The sequence below is a fragment of the Lactobacillus kefiranofaciens genome (assembly GCF_014656585.1).
In the GTDB taxonomy this organism is placed as follows: domain Bacteria; phylum Bacillota; class Bacilli; order Lactobacillales; family Lactobacillaceae; genus Lactobacillus; species Lactobacillus kefiranofaciens.
Genome location: NZ_CP061341.1, coordinates 269,579 through 284,675, shown reverse-complemented (window position 1 = coordinate 284,675; position 15,097 = coordinate 269,579). Strand labels below are relative to the sequence as shown.

16 protein-coding genes are annotated in these 15,097 nt (G+C 38.3%); 2 read left to right on the top strand and 14 right to left on the bottom strand.

The features are described from left to right. Positions 1-35: 35 nt before the first annotated feature. The 4 genes from ICI50_RS01385 to ICI50_RS01370 all read right to left on the bottom strand — a co-directional run bounded on the left by ICI50_RS01385 (position 36) and on the right by ICI50_RS01370 (position 4,368). A complete protein-coding gene (locus ICI50_RS01385) occupies positions 36-1,442 on the bottom strand; it encodes an ISLre2 family transposase (RefSeq protein ID WP_188891805.1) in 1,407 nt (468 codons plus the stop codon). 191 nt (positions 1,443-1,633) lie between these two features. Beyond that, entirely contained in the window at positions 1,634-3,253 is a 1,620-nt protein-coding gene (locus ICI50_RS01380) for a CTP synthase (RefSeq protein ID WP_013855288.1), read from the bottom strand. A gap of 121 nt (positions 3,254-3,374) precedes the next feature. Next, positions 3,375-3,917: a DNA-directed RNA polymerase subunit delta gene (rpoE, locus tag ICI50_RS01375; protein ID WP_013855287.1), complete on the bottom strand. Its 543-nt coding sequence runs from the start codon at positions 3,915-3,917 to the stop codon at positions 3,375-3,377. A gap of 46 nt (positions 3,918-3,963) precedes the next feature. Continuing rightward, a complete protein-coding gene (locus ICI50_RS01370) occupies positions 3,964-4,368 on the bottom strand; it encodes a YwiB family protein (RefSeq protein WP_054640571.1) in 405 nt (134 codons plus the stop codon). Positions 4,369-4,483: 115 nt separating this feature from the next. Between ICI50_RS01370 and ICI50_RS01365 the strand changes: the two genes are divergently transcribed. Then, the gene (locus ICI50_RS01365; protein ID WP_013855285.1) at positions 4,484-5,857 is read left to right on the top strand and encodes an HD domain-containing protein; all 1,374 of its coding nucleotides are present in this window, start codon (positions 4,484-4,486) and stop codon (positions 5,855-5,857) included. Between the two features lie 33 nt (positions 5,858-5,890). Beyond that, entirely contained in the window at positions 5,891-6,166 is a 276-nt protein-coding gene (locus ICI50_RS01360; RefSeq protein ID WP_013855284.1) for a hypothetical protein, read from the top strand. Positions 6,167-6,224: 58 nt separating this feature from the next. Here the strand turns inward: ICI50_RS01360 and ICI50_RS01355 are convergent, their stop codons facing one another. From ICI50_RS01355 to ICI50_RS01315, 10 genes are all read right to left on the bottom strand, one after another. Then, positions 6,225-7,142, bottom strand: a complete 918-nt coding sequence (locus ICI50_RS01355) for an ROK family protein (protein WP_013855283.1) — start codon at positions 7,140-7,142, stop codon at positions 6,225-6,227. A gap of 65 nt (positions 7,143-7,207) precedes the next feature. Then, positions 7,208-8,182, bottom strand: coding sequence for a ribose-phosphate diphosphokinase (locus ICI50_RS01350; protein ID WP_056941131.1), 975 nt, complete (start codon positions 8,180-8,182; stop codon positions 7,208-7,210). 250 nt (positions 8,183-8,432) lie between these two features. Next, positions 8,433-10,106 (bottom strand): SLAP domain-containing protein, encoded by a 1,674-nt coding sequence (locus ICI50_RS01345; RefSeq protein ID WP_013855281.1) that lies wholly within the window; start codon positions 10,104-10,106, stop codon positions 8,433-8,435. Between the two features lie 132 nt (positions 10,107-10,238). Next, positions 10,239-11,087, bottom strand: coding sequence for an SLAP domain-containing protein (locus tag ICI50_RS01340; protein ID WP_188891804.1), 849 nt, complete (start codon positions 11,085-11,087; stop codon positions 10,239-10,241). A gap of 97 nt (positions 11,088-11,184) precedes the next feature. After that, a complete protein-coding gene (locus tag ICI50_RS01335; RefSeq protein ID WP_244040366.1) occupies positions 11,185-11,670 on the bottom strand; it encodes an SLAP domain-containing protein in 486 nt (161 codons plus the stop codon). Position 11,671: 1 nt separating this feature from the next. Beyond that, positions 11,672-11,944 carry an SLAP domain-containing protein gene (locus tag ICI50_RS10730; RefSeq protein WP_236694810.1) on the bottom strand — a complete coding sequence of 91 codons (273 nt, stop codon included), beginning with the start codon at positions 11,942-11,944 and terminating at the stop codon, positions 11,672-11,674. Continuing rightward, positions 11,904-12,104, bottom strand: coding sequence for a hypothetical protein (locus tag ICI50_RS10725; protein ID WP_025084276.1), 201 nt, complete (start codon positions 12,102-12,104; stop codon positions 11,904-11,906). Before ICI50_RS10725 ends, ICI50_RS10730 begins: the two co-directional genes overlap by 41 nt. Positions 12,105-12,416: 312 nt before the next feature. Beyond that, complete coding sequence (glmU, locus tag ICI50_RS01325) at positions 12,417-13,802, bottom strand: bifunctional UDP-N-acetylglucosamine diphosphorylase/glucosamine-1-phosphate N-acetyltransferase GlmU (RefSeq protein WP_013855277.1); 1,386 nt, start codon at positions 13,800-13,802, stop codon at positions 12,417-12,419. A 47-nt stretch (positions 13,803-13,849) separates the two neighbouring features. Next, positions 13,850-14,680, bottom strand: a complete 831-nt coding sequence (gene purR / locus ICI50_RS01320) for a pur operon repressor (protein WP_188891802.1) — start codon at positions 14,678-14,680, stop codon at positions 13,850-13,852. A gap of 106 nt (positions 14,681-14,786) precedes the next feature. Then, complete coding sequence (locus ICI50_RS01315) at positions 14,787-15,035, bottom strand: Veg family protein (RefSeq protein ID WP_013855275.1); 249 nt, start codon at positions 15,033-15,035, stop codon at positions 14,787-14,789. Positions 15,036-15,097 lie beyond the last annotated feature (62 nt).

The window sequence follows — 15,097 nt, the reverse complement described above, 5'->3', positions numbered from 1 at the left end:
GGTAGGCTATTATCCATTAGTCTGACCTTAATTTCTTAAATATTTATTTGACTTATTTTTCTGCCGAAATCATCCAAATAGCTATGTCCTGCTGTTAAGCTTTCAATGGCGCCGTGATGAATGCCCAGATGAGCTTCATGCGTCTTTCTTAGGCTGGCACGAACCGCTCCTTTCAGGTCTTTTTGATCATCAATGTTCAGCTGTCCACCTGCAAATTCACTGCTAAGCCAGTATTCCAGCTCTTTGTTTTTAATGCAAGTCAGCACACGCAGAATTCCTTCGGCACCATCTTCTGACCAGTATTTTCCTTGTCCTTTAACGCGATAAGTATACTTGCGGTGATTGCTTTCACAGCAACCAATTGCCTTAATTACGGACAAATGACGCATTTTGAATGGCTTAATATCCACCCAGCGACGATGAAGATAGCTGCGCAGGCGCCTTAAATTCTCATGATTTTCTGGCGTATTCAGCTCATCAACCAGATTGCTTTCAATCGTGTCTAAAATCACATCAGTTAAGTGACGGTCATATTTAAACTCAACTGCACTGATCAATTTGCTTGGCATAGCCGGCATAAAGCCTAAACGGTCCTTGATCTTTTTATTCAAGTGAAAGACATCCAAGAAGGGTTCGTGCTGCCGGCAATAGCCAACTATTTCAGCAAAATCTTTCTTGGCATAGCCAGCACCACCATCGGCATTACTGATGATTAAAGTATCGCTTAAGTCATAGGTATTGGCTAAATAAGCTTTAATTTCTGGTAAAGCATCCAAGCGGCTTAAAGAAACAAACTCTTTGGCCTGTACTCTCTTTCTGCGCGTCTTGCTTAAATTAATAATATCCTCGCAGACCTGATAGCGATGAAATTCCAGTCGCTTCTTGGTGCCCTTGATCACAACGCCATCGCCTTCAAGATAAAGCACTGGCACCTTTTTCTTTTGGGTAATACCATCGTATCTTTCCTCAGACTGCTGCTGTACTTTAATCTGTTTGCCTGCTTGCACAATCAGCTTGCCAACTTGGCTGTGACTAATCTTAAAACAAGAAAGGGTATTAACTGCTAGAGCGGTATTGCGGTAAGTTGCCACGGCGCTAACCTGCAAAATATCCTTCACTGCCAAAACACTGTAACGCTTATATTTGTCATAGCCCATCAGCTTATCCAGTGGATATTTAGCCTTTTTGCCAGGACAAGCATATCTTCTGTGCCAATAGCTGATTTCACCAAAGGCAGTCACAACTGAGCGCTTATTTTTCTTTTCAATCTGATAGCCTTGCTTTTTAGTTTCTTCAACTAAGCCGGCATCAACTTCTTCTAGTGCTAATTTCATTAATTCTCTAATCAAACCAAAGAAGTAGCACATTAATGCCTTTTCACGGGCAATAACATTATTTTCAGACTTAATAATTTTCACGATATCAGCTATAATAGATTCCATAAAAGACCAGCTTCTAATGTGTTTTTTGTTCTTAACATCAGACTACTGGTCTTTTTGTTTGAGCTCAAGTCCAAATTCAAAGGACTTGAGCTTTTTTAATTAATTATTCAACTTACCGCAAAAAATTATACACTTAGGGCCTTCAGTTCTTGTTTTCTTAAGATTTTGTATAATTCAAATGATTATCAAGCTTAGAACTTTTCTGCTGGTAATCCACTAGCAGCACCAATGAATGATTTGAACAGTCCTTCTGGACGTTGCGGACGACTCAAGAACTCTGGGTGATATTGAGCTGCAATAAAGAATTTCTTCTTTGGCAATTCAATAATTTCTACTAAACGGTTGTCTGGTGAAACGCCTGAGAAGACCATGCCGGCCTTTTCAAAGGCATCACGGTACTTGTTGTTGAATTCGAAACGGTGACGATGACGTTCTTGAATAACATCTTGATCGTCATAAGCAGCACGAGTCTTAGTACCCTTCTTAAGAGCAGCAGGGTAAAGACCCAAACGCAAGGTACCACCAATATTTTCTTCATCACGCTTATCAGCCATGATATCGATAATATTGTTCTTGCAGTTTGGTTCAGCTTCTGCACTGTTGGCGTCTTCCAAATTCAAAACGTCGCGAGCAAATTCAACACTAGCCATTTGCATCCCTAAACAGATGCCCAAGAACGGAATGTCATGTTCACGCGCATACTTGATTGCAGTAATCATGCCTTCAAGACCACGGGTACCGAAACCACCAGGTACGATTAAACCATCAGAGCCCTTCATGATATCGGCGATGTTGTCCTCAGTTACGTCTTCAGCTTGAACCTTATCTACGTCAATCTTGGTATTGTACAAGTAACCTGCATGTTGTAAAGCATCAGTAACTGAAATGTAAGCATCTTCAAGTTCAACATACTTACCTACCAAGGTAATCTTAGTATGGTGCTTCAAGCTCTTAGCCCGTTCATCCAACTTCTTCCAAGCTTCCATATCTGCTTCTGGCTTTGGACTTTCTAAGTGCAAGAAGTCGCAGACCTTTTGATCCATGCCTTGCTTTTGGAAAGCTAAAGGCACATCGAATAATGAAGGAGCGTCAATTGATTCAATGATACGATCAACAGGAACGTCAGTAAAGGTAGAAATCTTATCCTTGTGTTCTTGGTCGATTGGTTCCTCAGCACGAAGAACAAGCATATTTGGTTGAATACCAATACTACGAAGTTCAGCAACTGAGTGTTGAGTTGGCTTAGTCTTCATCTCATGAGCTGCATGAAGAAGTGGTACTAAAGTACAGTGAATATACATTACGTTGTCTGCACCAACCTCACGACGCATTTGACGAATAGCTTCCATAAATGGAGTCGATTCGATATCCCCAACAGTACCACCAATTTCAGAAATAATTACGTCTGAATCAGTGGTTAAAGCTGCACGCATGATCTTCTTCTTGATCATGTCAGTAATATGAGGAATTACCTGTACAGTTGCACCGTGGTAGTCACCACGACGTTCTTTTTCCAAAACCTCTTGGTAAATCTTACCAGTAGTAACGTTAGAATACTTGCTGGTTCTAACGTCAACGATTCTTTCATAGTGACCTAAGTCAAGGTCAGCTTCTGTACCATCATCGGTAACATAAACTTCACCGTGTTGGTATGGGTTCATTGTACCAGGGTCAATGTTGATGTATGGGTCAAACTTTTGCATGGTGACCTTTAAGCCACGGTTCTTAAGAAGTCGACCTAAACTTGATGCAGTGATTCCCTTACCAAGTGAAGATACGACACCGCCAGTTACGAAGATGTATTTTGTCATTTTTTGCTCCTTTTTTAACTATCCTTTTAAACAAAAAAACTCCCTGCTATTCTAGGGAGCTAAACGCACATAGGGTGCCCAACAAAAATATTATCTGCTTTTTCTATTCAAGTCAAGCAAATTAATCATCTTCGTCGTCATCATCGTCATCGTTTAATTGTGATAATTGACCTTCAATGCCATCTGGCAAAACATCATCTGCATCGTCATTATCTTCGTCATAATCAGAATCATCATCACTATCATCAGCAGTGGCATCTAAGTCGTCGTCTTCTGGATCGTCATTATCGTAGTCGATAATGTCATCATCACCAGTAGCACTTGCTAAGAAAGCATTAACCTTCTTATGGTGCTTGCGTGAATCATCATCGTCTTCATCTTCTGGGTGGTTGACCTCTTCATCAACTGATTCATATGGGAACCATGAACGAAGTGCCCACACATTTTCACCCATTGAAATAAATTCACCATCAGTGTTCATGTCAGTATAGAATTGTGGCAAACGTTCACGAATCTCTTCGTCACTCTTGTCCAAGTATTTTTGTACGGCATTAACAATATCGGCAAATGCCATTCTCTTACCATTGTCTTCCAAAATTGCACGAGCAACTTCGATCATTGACAATTCATCACGGTTTTTGTCTTTAAATTTGTCTAATCCCACAGCTGTACGTCCTCTCTTATACAATCTTTACTATTTTACTAGGCGTTTAAGTAAAAATCAACGTGACTGCATAGTTACTTATTAAGTATAGTCCATTAAAGAGGTCATATTCAACCCGAAGTTGATGTGAACCGTCTTCTTTGGCTGTATATTCTAATAAATTCGTCACGCTGACCATATCCATCTGCCGACCTTCTACGACATAACGACACTTTCCCTTTTCACCAGGAATGAACCTCATAAAAGAATAGTTGTTTTGATCAACGCCGCGGCGAATTAATAGTTCATCTTCTTTTAAGAGCATCTTGACCGGAATCTCTTGTTCTTCAGCGTAAGCAATTCTAATAATGCCATCTTTTTCAGTCATCGTACCGCGTGCATGTCTCGTAAAAGTTTCGGTATCGTTATCCTGTGTAATTTTACTAGTTAGGTTAATTGTAATTGCTGCCACGTTCTCATCCCTTCCGTTAACCAATCTATGCACATCTTTGCTATAATTTTAAGTAGACGTATTCTATTTTAATATATTTTTTCAAAATTTAAATTAACAAGCTTGGTGAATTTTTATGGCAAGATTTCAAAGTCCAAAATTAAAACAAGAAGTCGTGCTCCGTGACCCGGTTCATGGCTACATTCACATTGAAGATAAAGTTGTCTTAGACGTCATTAAATCTAAGGAATTTCAACGTATGCGCAGAATTAAACAACTAGGACCGGTAAGCTACGTTTTCCCTGGGGCAACGCATACCAGATTTGAACATAATTTAGGCGTTTATGAATTAACTCGGCGCATTTGCGATATTTTTACTAAAAAATACCCCTCAACCAGTCCAGATGATGGCCTCTGGAACGATGATAATCGCTTATTGGTCGAATGTGCGGGATTATTGCATGATATCGGTCATGGCCCTTATTCGCATACTTTCGAGCATTTGTTTGGCACTAATCATGAAAAAATCGGGCAAAAAATTATTACTGATCCTGATACAGAAATTAATCAGGCATTGAAGCAAGTGGCGCCTAACTTTCCAGAACAAGTGGCTAGCGTAATTGCCAAAACATACCCTAACGCACAAGTAGTCAAAATGATTTCTAGCCAAGCTGACGCAGACAGGATGGATTATTTACAACGTGATGCATACTTCACAGGCGTGAAATATGGCTTGTTTGATCTTTCGAGAATTCTACGTGTGATTCGTCCTTACCAAGATGGGATTTGCTTTACCAATAATGGGATGCATGCAGTTGAAGATTATATCGTCTCACGCTATCAAATGTATCAACAGGTTTATTTTCACCGCGTGGGGCGTTCAATGGAGGTTATCCTGCATCATTTGCTTGAACGGGCACAAGCTATTTACCAAAAAGGCAACTTACAAGTTACACCTAGCTTAGCCAAATTTTTAGCAGGCAATTGGACGCTTGATGATTATCTTAAATTAGACGATGGCGTTATGGAAACCAATTTTTCCATGTGGACTGAAGCACGCGATCCTATTCTATCAGACCTGGCCAAACGCTATCTTTACAGAGAACCTCTAGCCAGTGTCAGAATCGACGAAGAAACTAAAAACCTATTACCTAAACTTAAAAACATCATTAAGCAAGCTGGTTTTAATCCTGATTACTATACTGCAATTAATTCAGCCTTCGATGAGCCATATGATGCTTATAAGCCTTCGGGCAAAAACGCTAATAGCCAGATTGAGATTATGCAGGATGACGGCAGTATGATTGAACTATCACAAATGAGCCCGTTAGTCCGCGCTTTAAATGGAACTTTTCAAGGGGATGAGCGCTTCTTCTTCCCTAAGACAATGCTAGCCCACGATGAAGATCAGCCGCAAATCTTCGCTACACTTTACGATCAATTTCAAAAATATGTTAAGAATGGCGCATTGCGGTATTTAAGAAGACCTAAACGAGATAAAAAGAAGTAAAATATAGATAAGATATAGAAATGAGGTATTACAATGGATAACGAAAACTTAAACACAGACGTTAGAACCCATATTGAACCTGAAGCAGTTAACCACGTTGAAAAAAACGGCTACAAGCAAATTAAAGACTTGATGAGTACCGTTCATGGCTACTGCATGGATTACACCAAGTTGTCATTCGACTTCATTCACGACAACAAAGACTTGGTTAAAGACGTAGTCAAGGTAGGCTGCAAGACCGCTATGGTAGTTACAGTTGCCGCAGCCAGCGTCGCAATTGCTAAGGCAATCAGTGAAAGTCAAAAATAATTTTGCTTAGCAACGTAAAAAGAGTTAGTCATTGCAACTAACTCTTTTTTATTTTGACCTAATTCTTATCTTTCAATTCTAATAGCAATGCATATAATGCTCCATATAGGTTGGAATCATTACCATGCTTAGCGGCAACAACTGGAGGCACAATCATTTGCTTACCGATCATTGGATTATTAGCAAGAATCTTATGCAATTGATCATCAATGCCGCTAATTAAAGCTGGTTGTGCACTAATTCCACCACCAATTACAAACTTGGAGGCATTAATCACGGTTTGGATATTAATGATCATAATTGCTACGCTGCGACAATAGCGATTAAAAATTGCAGTTGCACGCAAATCGCCTTTATCAATCGCTTCAAAAACTGCTCGACCGTTATCAAGATCATTCACATTGCCTAAAGCTAAATTGATCTTCCGAATCATGTTCACTGCAGAACAACTATAACCAGTATAAGCAGCTACGTTCTGCGTGCCTAGTCCCGAATTAATGATCATCCAGCTAAGTTCTCCAGCTTGAAAGGTCCAGCCATGAACCACGCGATGGTTCACCACAATACCACCGCCAACGCCAGTACCTAAAGTGAGGGCAACGCCATCATCTACACCGCGTAATTCACCTAGCCATTGTTCAGATAAAGTGGCGGCTTTGCCATCATTTTCTACAGCTATTGGGACACGATACCTCTTCCCTAATGTTTTTTCTAAATTTAAACCATCTAAAAAAGATAAAGCTCCGCCAAAATAAATCGTCTTGTGCTCGGTATCAATCTTGCCTGGCGCACAGACTGCAATTCCCTCGAACTTGCCTTCATATTTGTCGCCAACGATGTAAAGGGAATCCATAAATGAGTCTAGACTTTCATTACTAGTTTTAATACGTTTCTTCTCACTAATTTGCCCTTTTTCATCAATCAACGCATATTTTAAATTAGTACCGCCAATATCAAAAGCTAGGTATTGTGTCATTTTTATCACCTGCTAAAAAAAGGCTAGTCAAATTGACTAACCGCCTTCTAATTTCTAAATATCTTTTACTTATTCTTGTCAGCTTCATATCTGGTGTTGAATAATGGGCTAAGTGATTTGTGGTTTTGAATACACTTAATGGCATCCCCCATTAGTGAGCCAACCGATACTAAAAGCATCTTATCCAATTTGTTTTCAGCTGGTTGATTGATTGAATCAGTCAAAACTAAATTCTTAATTGGAGAATCATTTAGCCGTTTAATAGCTGGACCTGAAAGAACAGCATGAGTGGCACTCGCATAAACTTCAGTAGCACCAGCATCAATCAATGCTTGGGCAGCTAAAGTAATAGTACCAGCAGTATCAATCATATCGTCAATAATGATGGCACGCTTGCCCTTAACATCACCAATAATATTCATAACTTCGGCAACATTAGCCTTAGGACGACGCTTATCAACGATAGCAATCGGACAACCCAAGAATTCAGCTAACTTACGAGCACGGTTAACACCACCATGGTCAGGTGAAACAACAACTGCGCCTTCTTCAAGGTGATTACGCAAGAAGTAGTCAGCCAATAATGGAGCACCCATTAAGTTGTCGACTGGGATGTCGAAGAAACCTTGAATCTGTGGTGCATGTAAGTCAAGTGACAAGATACGGTTAGCACCAGCTGTTTGAAGCATATCAGCAACTAGCTTGGCGGTAATAGGCTCACGTGCACGAGTCTTACGGTCCTGACGAGCATAACCATAGTAAGGCATTACAATGTTAATTGTACGGGCACTAGCGCGGCGTACAGCGTCGATCATAATTAACAATTCCATCAAATTGTCGTTAACTGGCTTGCTAGTTGATTGAACCAGATATACATCTTTACCACGTACAGTTTCATCAATGTTAATTTGAATTTCGCCATCGCTGAAACGTTCAACACTGGACTTAGATAGCGGCACACCAACACGATCCGCAATCTTTTGTGCCAATGGCACGTTTGAATTAAGGGCAAAAATCATCATATCGTCTTTATAGGACATAATTTCCTCCGTAAAAATATTTAACCAGCTCTATTTTAGCAAAAGTTATTCCAAAAAGAACTACATACTCTTTAATTATAACAAGATTTTACCTGTAATAGTAAAAAACAGAGCAAAAGCACTAACTATTTATGACTAAAAAAGCTAGAATATACTTGTACTTTCTAGTACAACGAAAATATCCTAAAAAATAAGACGTAGTACATCTCTGTGTGCACTACGTCTTATTTTCATTTATTTAAATCAATAATTAGTTTTGACTAGTTTGAACTGCATAATCATTAATGTTCAAAGTTTGGTGGTAACCGTTAGTTACAATTGATAAAACAGTATTGTTGTTCGTAAATTGAATAGCGGTTTCAGGAACATTGTTTACCGCTGCAGCTAACTTAACGATTTCAGTTACTTCGTTTGGAGTTAAATTGCTTAAATTAGCTACGGCAACTTTTTTGCCACCTAAGTTAGTTTTAGCAGTAACAATGTTTGCTTCTGCGTCATTAACTTCAGCGATAGTAGCAGTCTTATTGTCATTAACCTTAATTGCCTTGCTGATAGCTTCATTGTAGCCATTCTTAGCAGCTTGTGAAGCAAGCTTGAAGGCTTCTGAATTTCTGACAGAATCTGCTTCACTAATGCTTTGAGCAAGCTTAGTCTTATTAGCTGAAGTTGCGATCGTTACATCTGCCTTAGCTTGTTCTGGAGTGTTAGCAGCATTAAGAATGCGTCCACTAAATTGAACATCAGATTGTTTTACATAGCCTCTGCCATTAGCTAACTTGTAGAATAATTCTGGAGTGCTAGTAGCTGAAGTTGCAATGTATCTTAATTCAGAAACTTGTTGTCTTTGACCTTCGCCAAATGATCTAGTGTTGTCTGCTTGACCCTTAACATTGTAAAGTGGAGCAAGCTTAGTCATAGTTACGTATGAAGCATTAGCATCAGTGGTATCTTCATCAGGCACAACTACAGTTGCTGCACCATCTGGTTCGTTAACTGGTTCAAGTTCTGGGCCAGAAACCTTGCCAGCGTTAGAAGCCTTAATAAATTGATCATCACCAATCTTGTAGTAAAGCTTAGTACCGATATATCTAGCTTCAATGATTGTTACAGTCTTACCCTTTTTAACAGTTTTCTTCTTGGTATCACCGTTTTCATCATAAATGTAAGCATTGTGCTTTAAAGTTGTCTTGTTAACCTTCTTAGCATCAATATTGCCAGCTTTCACAAAAGCTGTACCCTTTTCATCTAATTGGTAATACTTCTTATCATTAATGATCTGAGTACCATAAACGTCAATCTTAGTACCCTTCTTTAACTTGGATTTGCCGTTGTACTTCTTAATCCGCTTACCATTTTCATCGTAAACATAAGCGTTATGAATCAACTTAACGCTGTCAGTATCATCATTTGTGTCAGTATCCTTCTTCGATGAAGCGGCCTTCTTATCATTAGTAGTTGCAGCTGCCTTACCATCAACATTAACTGCCTTAATATAAGCACCACCGCCTAAGTTGTAGTAAACAGTGCCTTTAATTTTAACAGTACCATTTGAGGTAACAGTCACGCCCTTAGCAATAGTAGTGTACTTAGCACTGCCCATATACTGGTCTAAACGCTTGCCTTTTTTGTCATATACGTAAGCATTGTGAACAAGAGTGATCTTGTTAGAAGATGACTTAGAACTTGCCTTTTTTGAAGTTGACTTCTTGGATGAAGTAGATTTCTTAGCAGCAGTTTTCTTGCTAGAAGTCTTTTTAGCAGTAGCTTTTTTGCTAGAAGCTGCTTTCTTAGTTGAAGTCTTCTTAGCAGTGGTCTTAGATGATTTGGAAGTTGCAGCATTAACGTTTTGATTAGTGCCTAATAATGGACTAACACTCATCAATGCAGCTGCAGATACCATAATTAACTTATGACTTAATTTCATTAATAAATACCTCAGATCTAAAATTTAAATTCAAATTCATTTATCTATTGTAAATCCAAATTTCATTTTTGCCAATTTTGGAACAAAAAAGACATCTTTTCTTAATGAAAAGGTATCTTTCATGATTAATTATTACTTAACAGTTACATCTGAAGCCTTTACGTAATAATGGTTAGGTTGTAATGCGTAGTACTTAACGCCCTTGATAGTCTTAGTGCCTAAGCCCTTAACAGTAATGCCTTTACCAACGTAATAGGTGCCTTCATAGTTCTTAACACGCTTACCATTCTTGTCGTATACGTAAGCTCTTCTCTTCATGGTAATTTTTACCGGCTTAATAGTCTTCTTAGAATTGCTCTTCTTTGCAACCTTATTTGAAGCTTTCTTTGTCGTTTTCTTAGCTTCTTTTTTAGTAGTTTTCGTTGCTTTTTTGACTTCTTTTTTAGCCTTTTTGGTAGTTTTCGTTGCTTCTTTTTTAGTAGTTTTCGTTGCTTTTTTGACTTCTTTTTTAGCCTTTTTGGTAGTTTTCTTAGTGGTCTTGGCTACCTTCTTAGCTGACTTTTTAGCACTCTTCTTTACACTCTTAGAAGTAGTAACCTTCTTGCCATTAGACTTAAGAGTATAAGTAGTATTGCCTGACTTGTAAGTTACTGTACCTTCAGTAGCTGCTGCTGGAATCCAGTACTTTAAATCAGTTTGGATGCTGTAGTAAGTTTGACCATTAATTGTCTTAACGTTCCAAATAGTGTAATGCCCACCCTTAGGTGCAGTCTTAGAAGTCTTCTTGCCAAATCTATCAACAAACTTCATGGTCTTAGTCAGTTTAACTCGACTGTTCTTACCATAAGTGTTGTGTACACCCTTAGCATGAGCGATTGGAGCAGCTTGCACAGAAACACTGTTTTCTGCCATTCCTAAAACTGGGCTTACACCCATTAAAACTGCTGCTGATACCATTACCAACTTATGACTTAATTTCATAAATAATACCTACCTCATATAAAAAATACTTATTAGCAACTATACTGTAGAGCTCTTATTTGAATTTGCAAGCAAATATTTTCACTTTAAGCTTTTCTTATTTTTTTGTTCCCACATTAACGGCTTTTATGTAAGCATCATCACCAACATAATAATAAGTACGACCGTTAATCTTTTTGGTACCATAATAGTTCAACTCAGCACCTTTATTGATATAACTATAACCTAAATAGTTGTACATGCGCTTGCCATTTTTATCATATGCATAAGCTTTCTTCTTCAAAGTAATTGTATGCTTGCCGCGAGGCATAGAAAGCGATGCTTGATTATGTTCTGCTGTGGGAGCCGTCGTAGCATGTGGCTTAACTGCTACTTGACTGCGAACTTTGCCAACATTGCCACTCTTAATATAAGCGTCATCACCAATGTAGTAGTATTTTTTACCCTTAATACTCTTAGTACCATAGTAATTGATGGTAGTATTCTTCTTAATATAAGTAAAGCCCAAATAACTGCCCATCCGTTGACCACTAGCATTATACGGATAAGCATTAGCCTTTAAAGTTAAATTAGGCTCGCTCATATCAGTTGGGGGTAGCTCCTGAAGCCGTCGGTGCTGTTGTAGCATGCGGCTTAACTGCTGAAAATGAACCTTTAACGTTACCAGCCTTAATGTACTCGCCGTGGCCTAGATTATAATACTTCTTGCCATGAATCTTTTTAGTGCCAACATATGACATAGAAGTACCCTTTTTAATAAAATACTTGCCTAAGCCATTGTCTACTCTCTTACCCTTAGAATTATAAACGTAAGCATTATGACTTAAGGTTAAGAGCCTTGCCTTTGGAATTAACAAAGCAAGTATCCTTAATTACCTTGACCCTATTGCTTCCAACAGTACGATAAGTGCTTGCATAAACTACTTCTCCAGCATGCAAAGAACTAATTCCTACAATAGGACTAATTCCCATCATTGCAGCAACTGATAACATTATAATCTTATGATTCGTTTTCATAGATCTCTACCTCTATTCAATTTTTCTCTGTTTGTGCCTCTATTGTAATGCTTTAATTACCATTTGCCAATAGTTCTGTTATTTTTATTGCTATTTATTTGCTATAAAGGCTATAAGATTAGACTTATATAGAGTTCTCTTTTATGAAATTTAGTTGTTTTAAGCAGATGCGTTATTTTATTTAGTTGGGTTTATATATATACATAGCGAAATAAAAGTACATTTTATATAATTTACTATATCTTATACATCATTTTATGAATAAAAATAACCTTAGCCGTTTTAGCTAAGGTTATTTATTAATTAATTGAGTTAATTCCAGTCTTTATCTTGAGACAAAGGTAATTTATGCCAGTAGTCAGGCTTGTTAGTCTGACGACCGCGAGCAATTGCCATATCAAACTTATCAACATCTTTAGTGATTGTTGAGTCAGCAGCAATAAATGAATGATCAGCTACATTGACTGGTGCAATAATAGTTGCACCAGCACCAATGAATGAGTGGTCACCAACATTAGTATGGAACTTCTTAACCCCATCATAATTAGAGAAGATAGTACCACAACCAATATTAATATCCTTGCCTAAAGTAGCATCCCCAACATAAGTTAAGTGACCTACTTTAGTATTTTCACCAATCTCCGCTTTCTTAACTTCAACGAAGTTGCCAATATGTGCACCCTTGCGAATAATTGCCTTAGGACGAAGGTGTGAGTTAGGGCCAATATCAGTATTATCGTCCATCTCAGCTTCTTGAATAGTTGAAGACGTAATAGTTACATTGTTGCCAATCTTGGAATCAACGATTCTTGAACCATTAGTAATATAGCAACCGCTACCGATTTCAGTATTGCCTTTAATTACTACGTTGCCTTCAATCACCGTATCATTGCCAATCTTAACGTCGCTGTCAATATATGCAGTATCTGGATCGATAAATGAAACGCCATTGCGCATATGTGCTTCGTTACTTCTTCTTTGCATTGTCTTAGTAGCTTGAGCTAAAGCAATTCGATCATTTACGCCTAAGCTTTCACTGAAGTCTGGCATCTTGTAAGCACCAACACGCTCACCACTATTACGCAAAATTTCAAGTACATCAGTCAAGTAGTATTCGCCTTGAGCGTTGTTGTTGTCAACGTGCTTTAAAGCTTCAAACAACTTCTTGTTGTCAAAGCAAAAGACGCCGGTATTGATTTCCTTAACCTTTAATTCTTCTGGGTTACCGTCTTTTTGTTCAACGATTCTCAAGACATTGCCTTGAGCGTCGCGAATAATTCGACCATAACCAAAAGGATTAGGTGCTTCTGCAGTCAAAACAGTAGCAGCATTGCCTTTTTCTGCATGATACTTAAACAATTCATTAAAAGTATCGCTGGTAAACAATGGAGTATCGCCTGTAACAACCAAAGTTGCACCATCTTTATCACCTAATGCTTCCTTAGCAGTCATTACGGCATCGCCAGTACCCAGCTGCTTTTCTTGGAAGGCAAACTCTGACTTATTAGCTAGTACCTTTTCTACTTCACCAGCACCAGTACCTACGACGGTAACGATTTCACTAGGATTTACTCCGCTTGCAGCATCAACAACGTGTTCTACCATCGTCTTGCCACAAACCTTGTGCAATACCTTATATAACTTGGACTTCATTCTAGTACCCTTGCCTGCGGCAAGAACAACAACATATTTTTTCATTAGTAACTAACCTCTTAATAATTAAAAATTGTTTTTAGTATAACATTTTAAAAGCGGTCAAAATCAGTATTATCCAAGAAGTTGCCTGGTTGAGCCATAATCAACTTCTTAGCAGTATCAATTTTACTGATTTTTACCAAAGAGAGGTAATTATTAACTAATTTTTCCTTATCGAAGTCAGCTTCACAAAGCACGCAAGTCCCTGCAATAGTACCCTCGAACTCCTTAACTAGTTCTTCCATCCCAGTCAAAGTGCCGCCGCCCTTCATAAAGTCGTCGACAATCAAGACCTTAGATCCCTTAGCCAGAGCGCGAGTTGGCAATTCCATCTTAGAAACTAGAGCTAGTGAAGAAGAGATGTAATTAACGGAAACAGTAGCTCCTTCAGTAACCTTAGAACGTTTTCTAGCAGTTACAAATGGAACATCTAAATAGCGGGCCACGGCTTGAGCCAAAGCAATTCCCTTAGTTTCAATAGTCATTACGGCATCAACGTCATCATACGCATAGTGAGTAGCTACTAATTCACCAATTCTGCGTAAGTCCTGTGTATCGCCTAAAATATCTGATAGATAAACAAAACCGCCAGCTAAAATACGACTAGGATCTTCAATTCTAGCTGCTAAATTTGTTAAATAATCTTCTGCATGTTTCTTACCTAAAAATGGAATATAACGGACGCCACCCGCTGCACCAGCGACAGTTTCCAAAACTCCGTCTTGATTGCCAGCAAGAGTGTGCTTCAAAATCGCCAAATCTTCTGAAATCGATGACTTAGCAGCGCCATAGCGCTTAGCAAAAAATGGTAATGCGATTAAAGTATGAGGACGTTCCATTAAATATTTGGTCATGTCCACCAATCTTTCTGAACGTTTCATGATATTTCCTTTCTAATGTTTGCTTTGATACTTAATAAATATACTCTAAAGGGCAAAAAAAAGCACTAACATTTTAATAAATGCTAGTGTCATTTTTCAATTGTGTTTAAGCTTCAGCTTCATCATCAAACTTCAATGCAATACTTCTAGTTAATAAATCAGTGTAACTGTAAGAAACACGTTTAAAATTATTCTGATGTTGATCAAGATCGACCACAAACACTGCAGGGAATGTTTCTTTTAAAACTCCCCGTCTCTTAGTAACTTTCTTACGACCCGCTTGAGCTACCACTGTTAAGGTATCACCTAAGTGAGAATCCAGCTTGTTTTTAATTGTGATAATTGATGTTGGCACTAAACAACAGCTCCTTTAGAACAAGTTTATCACAATTATATAATAAAATCAATATTATACAC